Origin of the sequence: Jongsikchunia kroppenstedtii DSM 45133, from assembly GCF_000380485.1 — a bacterium.
Lineage (GTDB): Bacteria > Actinomycetota > Actinomycetes > Mycobacteriales > Mycobacteriaceae > Jongsikchunia > Jongsikchunia kroppenstedtii.
This window is the reverse complement of the sequence record NZ_AQYG01000040.1, coordinates 109,919-124,812: the sequence shown is the minus strand read 5'-3', so window position 1 is coordinate 124,812 and position 14,894 is coordinate 109,919. Positions and strand designations below refer to the sequence as shown.

16 protein-coding genes are annotated in these 14,894 nt (G+C 68.4%); 10 read left to right on the top strand and 6 right to left on the bottom strand.

The window, feature by feature from the left end:
* On the bottom strand, window positions 1-284 hold a 284-nt coding region (locus G341_RS0105450; RefSeq protein WP_018177401.1), incomplete at its 3' end, for a transposase.
* An 80-nt stretch (window positions 285-364) separates the two neighbouring features.
* Between G341_RS0105450 and G341_RS22930 the strand changes: the two genes are divergently transcribed.
* From G341_RS22930 to G341_RS23740, 4 genes are all read left to right on the top strand, one after another.
* Window positions 365-955 carry a DUF5666 domain-containing protein gene (locus G341_RS22930; protein WP_018178101.1) on the top strand — a complete coding sequence of 197 codons (591 nt, stop codon included), beginning with the start codon at window positions 365-367 and terminating at the stop codon, window positions 953-955.
* Window positions 956-991: 36 nt separating this feature from the next.
* On the top strand, window positions 992-1,690 hold the full coding sequence (locus G341_RS0105440; protein WP_018178100.1) for a response regulator transcription factor: 699 nt from the start codon (window positions 992-994) through the stop codon (window positions 1,688-1,690).
* Window positions 1,687-3,027: a sensor histidine kinase gene (locus G341_RS0105435; RefSeq protein ID WP_018178099.1), complete on the top strand. Its 1,341-nt coding sequence runs from the start codon at window positions 1,687-1,689 to the stop codon at window positions 3,025-3,027. Before G341_RS0105440 ends, G341_RS0105435 begins: the two co-directional genes overlap by 4 nt.
* Window positions 3,028-3,136: 109 nt before the next feature.
* Entirely contained in the window at window positions 3,137-3,406 is a 270-nt protein-coding gene (locus G341_RS23740; protein ID WP_155826791.1) for a hypothetical protein, read from the top strand.
* 45 nt (window positions 3,407-3,451) lie between these two features.
* On the opposite strand, the gene G341_RS0105430 is transcribed toward G341_RS23740, so the two are convergent.
* Window positions 3,452-4,231: an enoyl-CoA hydratase/isomerase family protein gene (locus G341_RS0105430; protein ID WP_018178098.1), complete on the bottom strand. Its 780-nt coding sequence runs from the start codon at window positions 4,229-4,231 to the stop codon at window positions 3,452-3,454.
* Window positions 4,232-4,240: 9 nt separating this feature from the next.
* Window positions 4,241-5,761, bottom strand: coding sequence for an acyl-CoA synthetase (locus G341_RS0105425; RefSeq protein WP_018178097.1), 1,521 nt, complete (start codon window positions 5,759-5,761; stop codon window positions 4,241-4,243).
* 124 nt (window positions 5,762-5,885) lie between these two features.
* On the opposite strand from G341_RS0105425, the gene G341_RS0105420 reads away from it, so the two are divergent.
* From G341_RS0105420 to G341_RS0105410, 3 genes are all read left to right on the top strand, one after another.
* Window positions 5,886-6,575, top strand: a complete 690-nt coding sequence (locus tag G341_RS0105420; RefSeq protein ID WP_018178096.1) for a 5-oxoprolinase subunit B family protein — start codon at window positions 5,886-5,888, stop codon at window positions 6,573-6,575.
* Entirely contained in the window at window positions 6,572-7,456 is an 885-nt protein-coding gene (locus G341_RS0105415) for a 5-oxoprolinase subunit C family protein (RefSeq protein WP_018178095.1), read from the top strand. Before G341_RS0105420 ends, G341_RS0105415 begins: the two co-directional genes overlap by 4 nt.
* A 61-nt stretch (window positions 7,457-7,517) precedes the next feature.
* Entirely contained in the window at window positions 7,518-8,498 is a 981-nt protein-coding gene (locus G341_RS0105410) for an oxygenase MpaB family protein (protein ID WP_018178094.1), read from the top strand.
* Between the two features lie 3 nt (window positions 8,499-8,501).
* Here G341_RS0105410 and G341_RS0105405 read toward each other — a convergent pair whose 3' ends face one another.
* Together G341_RS0105405 and pdxH are read right to left on the bottom strand one after the other, a co-directional pair.
* The gene (locus G341_RS0105405) at window positions 8,502-9,788 is read right to left on the bottom strand and encodes an MFS transporter (protein ID WP_026303278.1); all 1,287 of its coding nucleotides are present in this window, start codon (window positions 9,786-9,788) and stop codon (window positions 8,502-8,504) included.
* Window positions 9,785-10,492, bottom strand: coding sequence for a pyridoxamine 5'-phosphate oxidase (gene pdxH / locus G341_RS0105400; RefSeq protein WP_018178092.1), 708 nt, complete (start codon window positions 10,490-10,492; stop codon window positions 9,785-9,787). Before pdxH ends, G341_RS0105405 begins: the two co-directional genes overlap by 4 nt.
* Window positions 10,493-10,569: 77 nt before the next feature.
* On the opposite strand from pdxH, the gene G341_RS0105395 reads away from it, so the two are divergent.
* Complete coding sequence (locus G341_RS0105395; protein WP_018178091.1) at window positions 10,570-11,694, top strand: citrate synthase 2; 1,125 nt, start codon at window positions 10,570-10,572, stop codon at window positions 11,692-11,694.
* A 70-nt stretch (window positions 11,695-11,764) separates the two neighbouring features.
* On the opposite strand, the gene serC is transcribed toward G341_RS0105395, so the two are convergent.
* A complete protein-coding gene (gene serC / locus G341_RS0105390; protein WP_018178090.1) occupies window positions 11,765-12,901 on the bottom strand; it encodes a phosphoserine transaminase in 1,137 nt (378 codons plus the stop codon).
* 201 nt (window positions 12,902-13,102) lie between these two features.
* On the opposite strand from serC, the gene sepH reads away from it, so the two are divergent.
* A complete protein-coding gene (sepH, locus tag G341_RS0105385) occupies window positions 13,103-14,110 on the top strand; it encodes a septation protein SepH (RefSeq protein ID WP_026303277.1) in 1,008 nt (335 codons plus the stop codon).
* A gap of 2 nt (window positions 14,111-14,112) precedes the next feature.
* Window positions 14,113-14,871, top strand: a complete 759-nt coding sequence (locus G341_RS21110; protein ID WP_018178088.1) for a DUF6928 family protein — start codon at window positions 14,113-14,115, stop codon at window positions 14,869-14,871.
* Window positions 14,872-14,894 lie beyond the last annotated feature (23 nt).

The window sequence follows — 14,894 nt, the reverse complement described above, 5'->3', positions numbered from 1 at the left end:
ATCTTCCCGGCCGCGTCAGCATCGGCCAGTACCTCGGCAAGAACGATGTCCCAGGTGCCGTCCTCGGCGTAACGGCGGTGCCGTTTCCACACCGTCTGCCATGGCCCGAACACCTCCGACGGCAGGTCACGCCACGGAATCCCGGTCCGGTATCGATAGATGATCGCTTCGACAACCTGCCGGTTGTTGCAGAACGGACGCCCTTGCCGCCCAACGTTTGACGGCAACAACGGCTCGATCCGCTCCCACTGCGCATCACTGAGCGACTCACACCTAGAACTCATCCACCGATCATCAGCGACCGATCACCCAATCATTAGGAGACACGCCCTAGCTGACCGCACGGCTACCTACCATCGCAGGCATGTCACGACCAGAGGACCCTGCCAATCATGATGACCCACGCGCCAATTCGGGGGAACCCCAGCCACATACGCAGCCGTACTCGACGGATCCGTATGCGACGGCCCCACACTATGAGAGCCAGCCGGCGGCCACGCCCCCGCCCGGCGGCAGCATCAGCAGGCACCGGACCGCGATTCTGACCGGCCTGATCGGACTGATCGTCGGCGGCGTGATCGGCGGCCTGATCGGATGGGCGGCGACCGACGACACCAGCAGTCAATCCAGCTCCGCGAGTCCGACGTCGCACACATCGGCCCGCCACGTCCCGGCACAACGGGCCGGCCACGGCGTGGTCGGTTCGATCACCGCCATCAACGGCAACTCGTGGACGGTGCAGGCCCGACAGGGTTCTACCGTCACCGTCGGCATCACTTCCGACACCGCGTTCGGCACGACGAAGAAGCCTGAACAGGAATCCGACTTCGCCGTCGGCGACAAGGTCGCCGTGGTCGGCCATCGCTCCGGCGACAGCATCACGGCCAAACGCGTTGTAAAGCGGGCAATTCGTCAGCACCCGGCAACCACCCCGCCGACCAGCCAACCGGGATGACGTGACGACGCGGCGGCACTGGCACACTGGGAAACCGTGGGCACTGCCGTTCTGGTGATCGAGGATTCGGCGCCGATCCGCGTCGCCATCACGGCAGCGTTGAACGCCTCCGGGCATACCGTCCTGGCGCGCGCCGATGGACGCCTCCTCGAACACGATCTGCACGAATTCCGCCCGGACGCAGTGCTTCTCGATGTGATGCTGCCAGGATCCGACGGGTTCGCACTGTTGGACGTGGCCCGGCGCCGCAGTGATGCCGGCATCCTGATGGTGACGGCGCGCGACGCGGTCGCCGATCGACTACGCGGGCTGACCGACGGAGCCGACGACTACATCGTCAAACCATTCGAAATGGCCGAACTCGTCGCCCGCGTCAACGCGGTGCTGCGCCGGCGCGGCCGGTCGATCGGCACGATTCACATCGACGATCTGGTGATCGATGCCGACAGCGCCACGGTATCCCGAGGCGGACACGCGATTGCGCTGACCGCCACCGAGTTCCGGGTGCTGCAATTCCTGGCCCAGCGCCGGGGGCGAGTCCTCACCAAGCCCCAGATCCTCACCGCCGTATGGGGTTACGAGCACTATGATCCCAACCTCGTCGAGGTGAACATCAGCGCGCTGCGGCGCAAACTCGACACTCACGGCCCGCGACTCATCCATACCGAGCGCGGATTCGGCTATGTACTGCGCTCGACGGCGGACCCCGCCCCTTCCGATACCGGGCCATCATGAGTCCGCGAGCGCCGCTCGGCCCCGGGTCGCTCCGGTCCCGCGTGACCGTCATCGCCCTGATCGTGCTCACCCTCGCGTTGGCAGCCGTCGTGCTCATCACCGCGACGCTGTTCCGCGCGGCGTCGCATCAGGCCGTCAACAGCCTGCTCAGCGACCGGGCGGCGACCGCCCGACAGATCGCCCGGACCGCGGCCACGCCGGAGGAGTTCCTCCGGCGGATCGACGTGCGGTCGGTACGCGCGCGACTCGAACTCGCGGACGGCACGGTCCTGGGTACCCACCTCGAACCCAGCGACACCGAGGTGAAACGGGTGGTCCGGCTGGTCGGCGGCCGCCCGTGGACCCGCGGCGCCCGAGTCACCTTCTACGTCGACAACAAGCTGCTCGAGGGCGTGCGCTCCCGGCTGCTCTGGGAGATGTCGCTGACTGCGCTCGGCGCGCTGTCGCTGACGGCGCTCCTGCTGTGGATCGGCGTTCGCTATGCGTTGTCCCCGCTCGACGCCATGACCTCGCTGGCGCGATCGATTGCGCACGGCCACCGCGGCGGGCGGCTGTCGCCGAGGCGCTCCGACACCGAACTCGGCCGGACCGCCGTCGCCTTCGACGACATGCTCGATTCGTTGGAGGGCGCCGAAGCTCGGGAGCGCGCCGCCCAGCAGTCGATGCGACGATTCGTCGCCGATGCCGCCCACGAACTGCGGACGCCGATCACCGGCGTGCAGGCCATCGCCGAGACGGTATTGCACGCCGACGACAACACACCTGCCGAAGACCGCCAGCAGCTACTACTGCTGCTCGTGCAGGAAACCAAGCGGGCCAGCCGAATCGTCGACGACATGCTCGACATCGCGAGGCTGGATACCGGTGGCCTCACCTTGCAGCTGTCGCCGACCGATGTCGCGGTGCTGGCCACCGAACAGGCGCGGCGCGGCGAATTGCTGCATCCCGGAGTTCAACTCTCCGTGCGGGGTGCGGCTCCGGCCGTTCTTGCCGACCCGGAACGCATCAGCCAGATTCTGGCGAACGTCCTCGACAACGCCTGCCGGGCAGCCGCATCCTCCGGCACCGTGCGGATCGAGATCGAGCACACCGAAACCACCGTGTCCGTGACGATCACCGACTCGGGCCCTGGCGTGGCCCCCGCCGATCGCGAACGCATCTTCGATCGCATGGTCCGCCTGGACGAGTCACGCGACCGGCGGGCCGGCGGCGCCGGACTCGGCCTCACGGTCGCCCGCGGACTCGCGCGTGCGCATGGCGGCGAGCTCAGCCTGCTCGACACCACCGGGCCCGGCGCGGCATTTCGCCTGGATCTCCCATACCGGCCGCCCAGCTGAAGGTGCGCTGAAGCTCGCGGCCGATTCATTGACCCTCGACGGGCTCCAAAATCACAATCGAAGCATGTGAAAATCAATCACACGAGCAGTGCTCATCATTGGAATAGCGTTGGCGCTCTTTGCCTTCGGGGACGCGATCGCGAACGCCGCACCGACACTCGCCTCCTGCGTACCGGCACATTGGGTGCCCGGGTGGTGGGGCCCCCGACAGTGGCATCCCGGTTGGTGGTCGCCGGGACAGTGGCATCCGGGCTGGCGTGACTGGCACGGCATGTGGCACGCGGGCTGGTGGGGCCCCCGACAGTGGCATCCGGGCTGGTGGACGCAAGGACAATGGCACCCCGGCTACTGGGCGCAGGGCGGCTGCTACGGCTCGTGATCACCGACCGGCGGGCTCCCGATTCACCCACCAGAGCGTCGCGCTCTAGCTTCCGGTGAACCGCGGGGCCCGCCGTTCCCGCATGGCGGACAACGCTTCTCGGGCATCGCCACTCGTCGCGACCAGACCCATATGCGACGAGATCAGGTCGAGGGCGGTGCGCAGGTCGGCACCCTGGCCCTGATAGACGGCGCGCTTGATGAGTCGGTTGGCCACCGGCGGGCCCGCCGCCAACCGAACCGCGAACTCGTGCGCCTCGCGATACACATCGCCGTCGACCACCCGGCTGACCAGCCCGATCCGCTGCGCCTCCTCGGCGTCGACGAAGTCACCTGTCAGCAGCAGCTCCAACGCCTTCGCGGTGCCGACGATGCGCGGCAGGTAGTACGCGCCACCGTCGCCCGGCACCAGCCCGAGCTTCACGTAGCCCTCGCTGACGCGCGCGCCACGGGCCATGAATCGCACGTCGCACATCAACGCCATATCGAGGCCGGCACCGACGGCCACCCCGTTGATGGCCGCGATCGCCGGCTTGTCGAACGCCTCCATCGCGAACGCGACGCGGTGAATATGTTCGGACAGCGTCTTTTTCGCCTCGATCGGCGATGATCCCATGCCCTCGACCAACGACAGATCGCCGCCCGAGCAGAAGGCGTCGCCCGCGCCGGTGAGCACCAGGGCGCCCACGTCCGGGTCGCGGCCGGCGGCAACCACATGGTCGGCCCAGGTGTCGACCATCGTCTCGGTGAAGGCGTTCTTCACGGAGGGTCGATTGAGGGTGATCGTGGCGACGCGGTCGCGCACGTCGTAGGTGATCTCAGTCATCGTCCGAACCTATCGGTTTACCCGGGGGCCGCTGTACTGATCGCGCAGTACGCGTTTGAGAATCTTGCCGACCGGCGACAGCGGCATCTGCTCGACGAAGTCGACCGTGCGCGGCGCCTTGTATCGGGCGATCCGTGCGCCGACGTAATCGCGAATTTCCGCGGCCGTCACGGTGACCCCCGGTTCCGAGACGATGACGGCGTGCACCCGCTCACCCCAATCCCGATCGGGCACACCGATGACCGCGCAGCTCGCCACGGCCGGATGGTGAATCAACACCTTCTCGACCTCGGCGCTGTACACGTTCTCACCGCCCGACACGATCATGTCCTTGAGCCGGTCGACCAGATAGACGTAGCCGTGAGCGTCCATATATCCCAGGTCGCCGGTGTGCATCCACCCTCCGCGCAACGCCGCGGCGGTCTCCTCGGGACGCCGCCAGTAGCCCATCATCATGTTCTCGCCGCGGCAGACGATCTCACCGACGTCCCCGCGCGGCACCTCGACGTCGTCGGAGTCCACCACGCGAACCTCCGCATGCATCGCGGCCTTGCCGACCGACCCGCGACGCTCGGGATGCTCCGGGTTGCGGTGGTCCTCGTCCCGCAGAACCGTTGCCACCGGACCCAATTCGGTCATTCCGTACGCCTGGCGCAGCGTGACGTCCGGCAGTAGTTCCGCCAGCCGCGCCACCACCGGCTGCGGCATCGGCGCCGATCCGTACCCCACCGAGCGCAGGCTGCTCAGGTTCACCCCTGTCGAATCGGCATGATCGAGCATCCGCTGCACCATCGTCGGCACCAGCGTGACGATCGTGATCTGCTTCTCGGCGATCGTGTCGACCAGCTTGTCGACGGCGAAGTCGCCCATGAACACGTGCGTGGAACCGAGAATGACGTGCTGCATCATCCCGCCGAACGCGGCGAGGTGGAACAGCGGAGACACATGCAGCACCCGTTCGTCGTAGTTGGGCAGACCGGCACTCACGAAGGTGCCATACCCCGAGGTCAGAATCTGCCGAGCGCTCAGCATCACGCCCTTGGACCGACCCGTGGTGCCGCCCGTGTACATCAGCACGGCCAACGCGTCGGGGTCGGCGTAGACGTCGTCGATCGGCTCGGCCGATTCGATCCGCTCGTCGTAGTCATCGGTCACGACGGCCTTCAGCACCGAATCCCGTTGTGCCAGCATCGTGACCGTCTCTCGATGCGCGGGATCGGCGATCAGCATCGAGATGCCCGCGTCGTCCACCTGGAACGCCATCTCATCAGGGCTCCACCGATTGTTGATCGGCGATAGCACCGCGCCTATCCACGCGCAGGCCAGCACGCACTCGAGGTACATCGCCGAATTGGTCGCCAGGATTCCGATGCGATCGCCCGACTCCACACCGGCTCCGCGCATCACCGCACCCAGTCGAGCGACGCGCGACAGCAGATCCGCGTAGCTGATCTCGCGGTCCCCGTCGATGACCGCGACCTCGTTCGGCTTCTGCTGCACCGATCGATGCAGGCCCTGCGTGAGATGCATGCCAGTCACGCTAGCCACGCCCCGATGGCCGAACAACGGCGTCGACGCCGCGAATATCAATGCCGCCCACAAGCTTCGGTTATAGGTCGAGGTGGCCCCGCCCAGGTCTGGTTATCATCGGTCCATGCGGGACCTGCCGGCCGGACGCGATGCGGTGCTGTTGGACTGCGCCGATGAACCCGACCCCGGCGCCGCGGTCCTGCGGACCTATCGGGCGCTACGCAATGCGCTTGCGGCGGGAACCCTCGACGGCGTGATCGATGTGGTCCCGTCCGCGCAGACGATCCTGCTCCAGGCCGAGCCGGGACGGGGCATCGATGCGCTCGGGCTGCGACGGGTGCTCAAGACGATTCCGCTGGCCGCCGACACCGGCGCGGCCGATGCCTGGGGACGCCGGGATCGCGCCTCCGATCCGCAGCCGACCGTGCGCATTCCTGTGCATTACGACGGCGACGACCTGGCGGCGATCGCCGATGCGACGAACATGAACGAGACGTCGGTGATCCTGGCTCACGTAGAGACGTTGTGGCGCGTCGAATTTATGGGATTCGCACCAGGTTTCGGCTATCTGGTGCCGCAACCGCGCTCGGACGGGGTGCAGCTGGCGGCGGTGCCGCGGCGGTCCAGTCCGCGTACGCGGGTGCCGACCGGTGCGGTCGCGGTCGCCGGCGGCTACAGCGCGGTATACCCGCGGGAGAGCCCAGGGGGTTGGAACATTCTCGGCCACACCGATACTCCGCTGTGGGACGCCGCCGCCGACCCGCCGGCGGTACTGGCTCCCGGCGACATCGTGCAGTTCCAGGTGGCCACATGAGCCCGGCCGCCGAGCGTGTGCTCACCGTGACGGCCACCGGTCCACTGACCACGGTGCAGGACCTCGGGCGACCCGGCTACGCGCATCTGGGTGTGCCACTGTCCGGCGCGGCCGATCGCGGATCGCTGAAGCTGGCGAATCGATTGGTGGGCAACGACGAAGCTGCCGCCGGGCTCGAGGTCACCGCCGGCGGCCTGCGTCTGGTCGCGCCGGCGACGATGCTGCTCGCGGTCACCGGAGCCGCCGTCGACCTCACCGTGAACGGAGTCCCCGCCGCGTTCGCGACCGCCATCCGCCTGCGCCCCGGCGAGGAATTGGCGTTGGGGCCCAGCGCCTCTGGGCTGCGCAGCTATGTCGCGGTGCGCGGCGGCATCGCGGTGCCGGCCGTGCTCGGCTCGCGCTCGACCGACGTTCTCTCCGGCCTGGGTCCGCCGGCCGTGGCGAGCGGCGACGGCCTCCCGGTCGGCCCCAGCCCCGGCTCCTGGCCGTCGGCCACCGAGGCGCCGATGGCGCTGCCCGACAACGACCGCGAGGTGACGCTGTGGGCCACCGCGGGGCCGCGGATGCACCGCGTCGCCGGTCCGCACCTGCTCTACCGCGGACGGTGGCGGGTCGACCCGGCGAGCAACCGGATCGGCGTGCGACTCGAGCGCGCCGACGACACCCGGGCGATGACCCATCCGCCGCATCTCGACCCGCTCCCGTCCGAGCCGATGCCGCTCGGCGCCGTCCAGATTCCGCCGAGCGGCAATCCGGTCCTGTTCCTGGCCGACCATCCGACGACCGGCGGCTATCCCGTGATCGCGGTGCTGACCGCGGATTCGGTCGACCGCGCGGCCCAGCTGCGGCCCGGCGACATCGTGCGCATCGCTGCCGCCTGACCTGTTCCGGGACGGTGGCCGGATTGACCGGGGGTGCGAGACGCATTTATAGTTTCGTCTCATGACGCAGGTAGAGCCGACGGAAGCGAACGTCGAAGAACAGCCCACGCTGCTCGGCCCCGACTCGACCACCTGGCAATACTTCGGTCAATGGCGCGGCATGCTGATGGGGCTGTGGTCGGGCTCGATGCAGAACATGCACCCCAAGCTGGGCGCCGCAGTCTGGGAGCATTCGGACTTCTTCGAGGAGCGCTGGCAGCGACTGATGCGCTCGATCTATCCGATCGGCGGCGTCGTGTTCGATCCGACCGCCGACACCGGCAAACAGGTCCGCGACTACCACCTCGACATCAAGGGCCAGATGCCCGACGGCAGCCGCTATCACGCCCTCGATCCTGACGTCTTCTACTGGGCGCATGCCACCTTCTGGTATGGAAACGTCCGGTGCGCAGAGGTTTTCGGTCCGCCGATCACCGAGGCCGACAAGCGTGCGCTGTTCGCCGAATCCCGCGAGTGGTACGCGCTCTACGGCGTCAGCATGCGGCCCTGCCCGGACACCTACGAGGACTTCCTCGAATACTGGGATCACATGTGCCGCAACGTGCTGGTCGACCACCCCGCGGCCCGGACCGTGCTCGACATCAGCGAGCTGCCACCGCCGCCGTGGATGAGCTGGATGCCCCGGCCGATCTGGCGCGCGCAGGTCAAGCCGGTCCAGCGCTTCTTCATGTGGATCACCACCGGCCTGTACGACGAGTCGGTCCGAGAACTGCTGGGGCTCAACTGGTCCGAACTCGACGAGAAATGGCTGCGCCGGTTCGGCCGCACGGTCAACGCCGCGATGCGGCTGGTGCCCGAGCGCTATCGGTGGCATCCGCGGGCCCGGGACGGCTGGGATCGCGCTCACGGTCGGGTGCCGATGGATGCCCCGATCCTCGAGACACCGACCCGCAATCTGCCGCCGGCCGACAAACAGCATCTGTCGCGCCACTACTGCCCAGTGCATGCCGAGCGCCGGGCGGATCTGCCCTGGCAGGGCTGATCGTCAGCGAGTGACCCGCGTCACCGCCGGAACGCGGTAGCGCAGGAATGCCGGAACGGCCAGCGCGGCAACGATAACCAGGATCACGACGAGCACGCCGCCGCCTGCGGTCGTCGCGACCGTGCCGGCCGCGGCCGCGCTGGCACCATGAGCGACATCGGCGATCCGCGGACCGCCCGCGACGACCACGGTGAAGACACCCTGCAGCCGGCCGCGCACATCGTCAGACGCCGCCGACTGCAGCATCGATTGCCGGAATGCCGCCGAGACCATGTCCGCGGCACCGCCGATCATCAACAGCAGCAACGCGATCGGCAGGATCGGCAGAGTCGTGCCATGGGCGAACACCAGTACCCCGCCGAATCCGGCGATCGCGGCACCCCAGATGACGATGCATACGACGACCGCCAGCCCCTGCCGACGCACCCGCGAGATCCATCCCGAGAACACGCCGCCGATGACGGCACCGGCGGAGATCGCCGCGAACAGCAACGCGAAAGCCAGTCCGCCGCCGTCGGACCCGCCGAAGCTCTCGTGCGCGATCTGCGGGAACAGCGCACGCGGCATACCGAAGATCATCGCGATCAGATCCACCACGAACGACATCAGCAGCACCGGATGTCCCCGGAGGTAGCCGAAACCGTCGAGCACCGACCGGATTCCGGCGACGCGCTTCGGTGCATCGGGATCGTGATCCGGCCGGATCGACGGCAGCTTGATGACGGCCCACAGCGTGGTCAGCAGGCTGAGGGTATCCACCAGGTACAGCCACGAGTAGCCGAGCAGCGGAATCAACGCGCCGCCGATCACCGGTCCGACGATGGAGCCGGCCTGAAACACCGTCATGTTCAAGGCATTGGCCGCCGGAAGATCATGCAGCGGCAGGATTTTCGGCAGGATCGCATTGCGTGTCGGCGAGTTGACACCGAAGAACGCCTGCTGCAGCGAGAAGATGCCCAGCAGCAGCCAGACATTGTTGACGCCGAGCGCCGCCTGCATCCAGAACAACGCGCTGGTGGCGATCAGGCCGGTCGTGCTGATCAACAACAGGATTCGCCGGTCCATGACGTCGGCCAGCGCGCCGCCCCACAGGCCGAAGATGATCAACGGCACCAGGCCGAAGATGCCGGTGAGCCCGACATATGCGGAACTACCGGTGATCTCGTAGATCTGCGACGGCACCGACACCACCGTCAGCGATCCGCCGATCATGGTGACGATCTGCGCGATCCACAGCCGCCGGAAGTTGGCGTTGCGGAGCGGCGTCGTATCTGCCAGTAGACGACTCAGGGCTGCAACCTCGTGATGTCCCAGGCATTTCCGTCACGGACCAGCCGGACGCGGTTATGCAGTCGGTTCGCCCGGCCCTGCCAGAATTCGACGACATTCGGCACGATGCGATAGCCGCCCCAGTTCGCGGGGCGCCGAACGTCCTCGCCGAGTTCGGCGTCGAGCCGCGCGGCCTTCTCCTCCAGGTCGGCCCGCGAGCCGATCGGCTGCGATTGCTCCGACGCGGCGGCACTGATCCGCGACTCCCGCGGGCGGGCGTACCAGTACGCATCCGACTCGGTGTCGCTGACCTTGACCACGGTGCCCCGCACATGCACCTGACGCTCCAGCGCGATCCACGGAAAGGTCACGGCAGCAACCGGATTGATGGCGATCTGCCGGCCCTTGTCCGACTCGTAGCCGGTGAAGAACACGATGCCGGCGGCGTCAGCCCCCTTGCACAGAACCGTGCGCGTCGACGGATTCCCCGCGGCGTCCACGGTCCCGAGGACCATCGCATTGGGTTCGGGAATCCGGGCGGCCACGGCCTCGGCCAACCACCGCTCGAACAGCGACAGCCACGGCGGTTCCCCGCCGCACCAGCTGGGATCGAGGTTGCCGGTCAGCCCGTCGGCACCGGCGGCGTCGTCGCCGACATCCGGCAGCTGCCCGTACTGGCGGCGCATCGCCGCAAGGTCTGTTCGCTGCTGCTGGTCATCGGGCATTGGTCGATCGTAGGACGGCCCGGTACGCAAGCCCCCGGCGACGCCATGGCGAAGCGACCGGTGACTACAGTGAACGCATGGCTGAGGTTCAACTTCCTGAAGGTTTCGTCGAGGGACTCGAGGGAGTCACCGCGTTCACCACCCAGATCGCCGAGCCGGACAAGAACGGCGGCAACCTGCGCTACCGCGGTGTCGATATCGAAGATCTGGTGGAGAACCGCGTGACGTTCTCCGATGTGTGGGCGCTGCTGGTCGACGGCAAGTTCGGCGACGGGTTGCCGCCGGCCGAACCGTTCCCGCTGCCGATCCATACCGGCGACGTCCGCGTGGACGTCCAGGCCGGGCTGGCAATGCTGGCCCCGATCTGGGGCTATCAACCGCTGCTGGACATCGACAACGCCACCGCCCGGGACAATCTCGCGCGGGCCTCCGTGATGGCGCTGTCGTATGTGGCGCAGTCGGCCCGCGGCATCCACCAGCCGGCCGTGCCGCAGACCGTGATCGACGAGTGCAACACCGTCACCGCACGCTTCATGACCCGGTGGAAGGGCGAGCCCGACCCGCGGCATATCGAGGCCATCGACGCCTACTGGGTGAGCGCCGCCGAGCACGGCATGAACGCCTCGACCTTCACCGCGCGGGTGATCGCGTCGACCGGCGCCGACGTCGCGGCCTCGCTGTCGGGGGCGATCGGCGCGATGTCGGGACCGCTGCACGGCGGCGCCCCGGCCCGGGTCCTCCCGATGATCGAGGAGGTCGAGCGCACCGACGATCCGCGCGGGCTGGTCAAGGGGATCCTGGATCGCAAGGAGAAGCTGATGGGCTTCGGGCACCGCGTGTACCGCGCGGAGGACCCGCGCGCCCGAGTGCTGCGGGCGACCGCCAAGAAGCTCGCCGCGCCGCGCTACGAGGCCGCGGCCGCGCTCGAGCAGGCGGCCCTGGCAGAGCTGCGCGAGCGGCGCCCCGACCGGGCCATCGAGACCAACGTCGAATTCTGGGCCGCGGTCATCCTCGACTTCGCCGAGGTACCGCCGCACATGATGCCGGCGATGTTCACCTGCGGCCGCACGGCCGGCTGGTGCGCGCACATCCTGGAGCAGAAGGAACTCGGCAAGCTGGTACGCCCGGCCGCGCTGTACGTCGGCCCCGGGCCCCGGCGCCCCGAGGACGTCGACGGCTGGTCGCGGATCACCCGCGACTGACATCGACCGCTGAACGACGAACGCCGCGCCCGCAGATCTGCGGGCGCGGCGTTCGTCGTATCGAGGCTGCCTACAGCTGGCCGACCACGTGATCGATGGCTTGGGTCAGCTTGGTGATGTCGTCCGGGTCGATCGCCGGGAACATGCCGATGCGCAGCTGGTTGCGTCCCAGCTTGCGGTACGGCTCGGTGTCGACGACACCGTTGGCGCGCAACACCTTTGCCACTGCGGCGGCGTCGACGTCATCGTTGAAGTCGATGGTGCCGACGACCTGCGAGCGGGCGGCCGGGTCGACCACGAACGGCGTCGCGAACTCCGAGGCCTCGGCCCAGTCGTACAGCCGCGAGCTCGAATCGGCGGTGCGCTTGACGCACCAGTCCAGGCCGCCATTGCCGAGCATCCACTCGACCTGGTCGGCGAGCAGCAGCAGGGTCGCCAGCGCCGGGGTGTTGTAGGTCTGGTTCTTACCGCTGTTGTCGACCGCGGTCGGCAGCGACAGGAACTCTGGCACGTAGCGGTCGGTGGCGCCGATCTCGGCGATCCGCTCCAGCGCGGCCGGGCTCATCAGCGCGAGCCACAGACCACCGTCGGCGGCGAAGCACTTCTGCGGCGCGAAGTAGTAGACGTCGGCATCGGCGATGTTGACCGGCAGACCGCCCGCGCCCGACGTGGCGTCGATGGCGATCAGGGCGTCACCGGCGGCCGCGGGACGCTGCACCGGCACCGCGACACCGGTCGAGGTCTCGTTGTGCGCCCAGCCGACCAGGTCGGCGCCGCCGAAATCGGTGATCGAGGCGACGTCCGGGGCCATGCCCGGATCGGTCGAGATGACGGTCGGGTCACCGATGAAGGGCGCCTTCTTGGCGACCGTGGCGAACTTCGACGAGAACTCGCCGTAGGTCAGGTGCGCCGAACGCTCCTTGATCAGGCCGAACGCCGCGGCATCCCAGAACGCCGTGGTGCCGCCGTTGGACAGGATCACCTCGTACCCGTCAGGCAGCGAGAAGAGCTGCCGCAGGCCGTCGCGGACGCGGCCGACCACGTTCTTGACCGGGGCCTGCCGGTGGCTGGTGCCGAAGACGGAGGCGCCCACGTCGACCAGCGACTGCAACTGCTCGGGTCGCACCTTGGACGGGCCGCAGCCGAAACGGCCGTCGGCGGGCAACAGGTCGGCGGGGATCGTGATGCTGCTGGGGTCTGCGCTCATGCCGCTTAGTCTAGGGTGCTGGCCGATGTGATCCAGCCCGCCCCTGAGCTGGCCCTTTCCTCCGCCGGGTCGCGTGTCGGGCCACCGCAAACGACTTCCCCTGGTTTACGGTGGATCCAATGCGCAGCTGAATACGGTACAGACAAGATCGATACAGGCGAGATCGGTACAAGCGGAACCAGCGGGTCGAAGGAGAACCAGATGCGAGAGCTTAGCGTCGTGGGGCTCGGACCCGACGGTAAGCACGTCATCTGCGCCGATCCGGAGTCCGGCGACCAGTTCCGGATCCCTGCCGACGACCGGCTGCGCGCGGCGGCCCGAGGTGATCTGACGCGGATGGGACAGATCGAGATCGAGATGGAAAGCAGCCTGCGGCCGAAGGAGATCCAGTCCCGCATCCGGGCCGGCGCCTCCGTCGAGGAAGTCGCGAGCCTGGCGGGAGTCTCCGCCGACCGCGTCGCACGCTTCGCCCACCCCGTACTGCTGGAGCGGTCCCGCGCGGCGGAGATGGCCTCCCAGGCGCATCCGATCCGGCAGGACGGTCCGGCGAATTCGACGTTGAGCGAGATCGTCGCGGCGGCACTGGGCGCCCGCGGGGTCTCACCGGACGACACCAGCTGGGACGCGTTCAAATCCGACGCCGACGGCTGGGTCGTCGAGGTCACCTGGATCGGCGAGGCCGGCGACGGCCGCGCCCGCTGGTCGTACTCGCCGGGTTCGCACGGCGGCACCGTCCACAGCCTCGACGAGCTAGCCTTCGATCTGGTCGACCCGGACCTGTCCCGGCCGCTGTCGTTGCCGACGCCGCCCCGCACGCTCAAGGCCGTCCCGGCGATGCCGCCGGTCCCCGCTCCGGCACCCACCCGTGAGCATCATCCGCAGCTCGATTACGACTCCCCACTGCCGCATCGGCACGAGCGGGTCGAGGAGATCACCGTTCCGGCCGACCGCATCACCGCGGCCCAGACGGCGCGGCGGCGGGAGGAGCGCGACGAGGCGGTCGCCCGCGAGCAGGAGCAGCGCCCCACCGCGACGCCTGCGCCCGAGAAACCGGCCGCGCCGCCGCAGCAACCGGCCGCCCATGACGACAAGTCCGACCAGCCCGACCAGCCCGCCGAGAAGCGGCCGAAGCGGCGCGGTAAGGCGAAGCCGGCCGTCCCGGCCTGGGAAGACGTCCTGCTCGGGGTCCGCAGCAGCGGGGAGCAGTAATCATGGCCCAATCTGTCGGCCCGGTGACCGCGCCGGTGCCGGTGGCTGCCCGGACCGCCTGGTATGTCACCTCACCCGACCTGTTCGCCGAACTGCGTACCGGACCGCAGCTGGACCGGGCCGTGTCGACCGCCGTGGCCGCACGCCTGTTCCCGAACAATACGCTTGTGCCCCTTGCGGATTCGACGCTGGCCAAGGCATCGGCACCCGAGCCCGACCACATCTATGTCGGCGCCTTCTCCGGCGGCACGGTGGTGACCTGCACGGAGCTGAGCAACCCACTGGTGCTCGGCACCGAGAGCTGGCAGCCACCGGGATCGGCACCGCTGGTGATGGCCTTTGCTCTCGATACCGCTTCCGGCACAGGCGGTTTCGCCCGCTGGGAGTCGGCCGAACTGGTCCGCGGCTTCAATGCCGCACCCACCGCGATCCTCGATGACCAGGGCCTGCCATATCCGTTCGAGGGCCCGTTCTGGGGCGGCGAACATCCGCGCGTCCTGCCGCCCGGCGTGGCGCCCGACCCTTTCACCCTGCCGTTCGATGCCGCCCTGTTCGCCGACCGCGCGGTGGTCGAATGGCTGGGCTTCAGCTATCTCGACGGCGATCCCGATCGCCCGCAGCCGTCGTCGATTCCCGTGTGCGGCTTCGCTCTTCGTCCACCGGGCTATGAACCGACCGCCGCCGAGCTGCGGCAGGCGGCCAACTATTCCGGCGGCCGGGTGGCTCGCTGGTTCGGCTTCGCCAAGCCGCACGAGACCTGATCCGAACCGGATTCGGCATAGGT

Bases quoted from the DNA above. Each gene is read 5' to 3' on its own strand.
- G341_RS22930 (WP_018178101.1), top strand. From the start codon at position 365: ATGTCACGACCAGAGGACCCTGCCAATCATGATGACCCACGCGCCAAT.
- G341_RS0105435 (WP_018178099.1), top strand. From the start codon at position 1,687: ATGAGTCCGCGAGCGCCGCTCGGCCCCGGGTCGCTCCGGTCCCGCGTG.
- G341_RS0105430 (WP_018178098.1), bottom strand. From the start codon at position 4,231: ATGACTGAGATCACCTACGACGTGCGCGACCGCGTCGCCACGATCACC.
- G341_RS0105425 (WP_018178097.1), bottom strand. From the start codon at position 5,761: ATGCATCTCACGCAGGGCCTGCATCGATCGGTGCAGCAGAAGCCGAAC.
- G341_RS0105420 (WP_018178096.1), top strand. From the start codon at position 5,886: ATGCGGGACCTGCCGGCCGGACGCGATGCGGTGCTGTTGGACTGCGCC.
- G341_RS0105415 (WP_018178095.1), top strand. From the start codon at position 6,572: ATGAGCCCGGCCGCCGAGCGTGTGCTCACCGTGACGGCCACCGGTCCA.
- G341_RS0105410 (WP_018178094.1), top strand. From the start codon at position 7,518: ATGACGCAGGTAGAGCCGACGGAAGCGAACGTCGAAGAACAGCCCACG.
- pdxH (WP_018178092.1), bottom strand. From the start codon at position 10,492: ATGCCCGATGACCAGCAGCAGCGAACAGACCTTGCGGCGATGCGCCGC.
- G341_RS0105395 (WP_018178091.1), top strand. From the start codon at position 10,570: ATGGCTGAGGTTCAACTTCCTGAAGGTTTCGTCGAGGGACTCGAGGGA.
- serC (WP_018178090.1), bottom strand. From the start codon at position 12,901: ATGAGCGCAGACCCCAGCAGCATCACGATCCCCGCCGACCTGTTGCCC.
- sepH (WP_026303277.1), top strand. From the start codon at position 13,103: ATGCGAGAGCTTAGCGTCGTGGGGCTCGGACCCGACGGTAAGCACGTC.
- G341_RS21110 (WP_018178088.1), top strand. From the start codon at position 14,113: ATGGCCCAATCTGTCGGCCCGGTGACCGCGCCGGTGCCGGTGGCTGCC.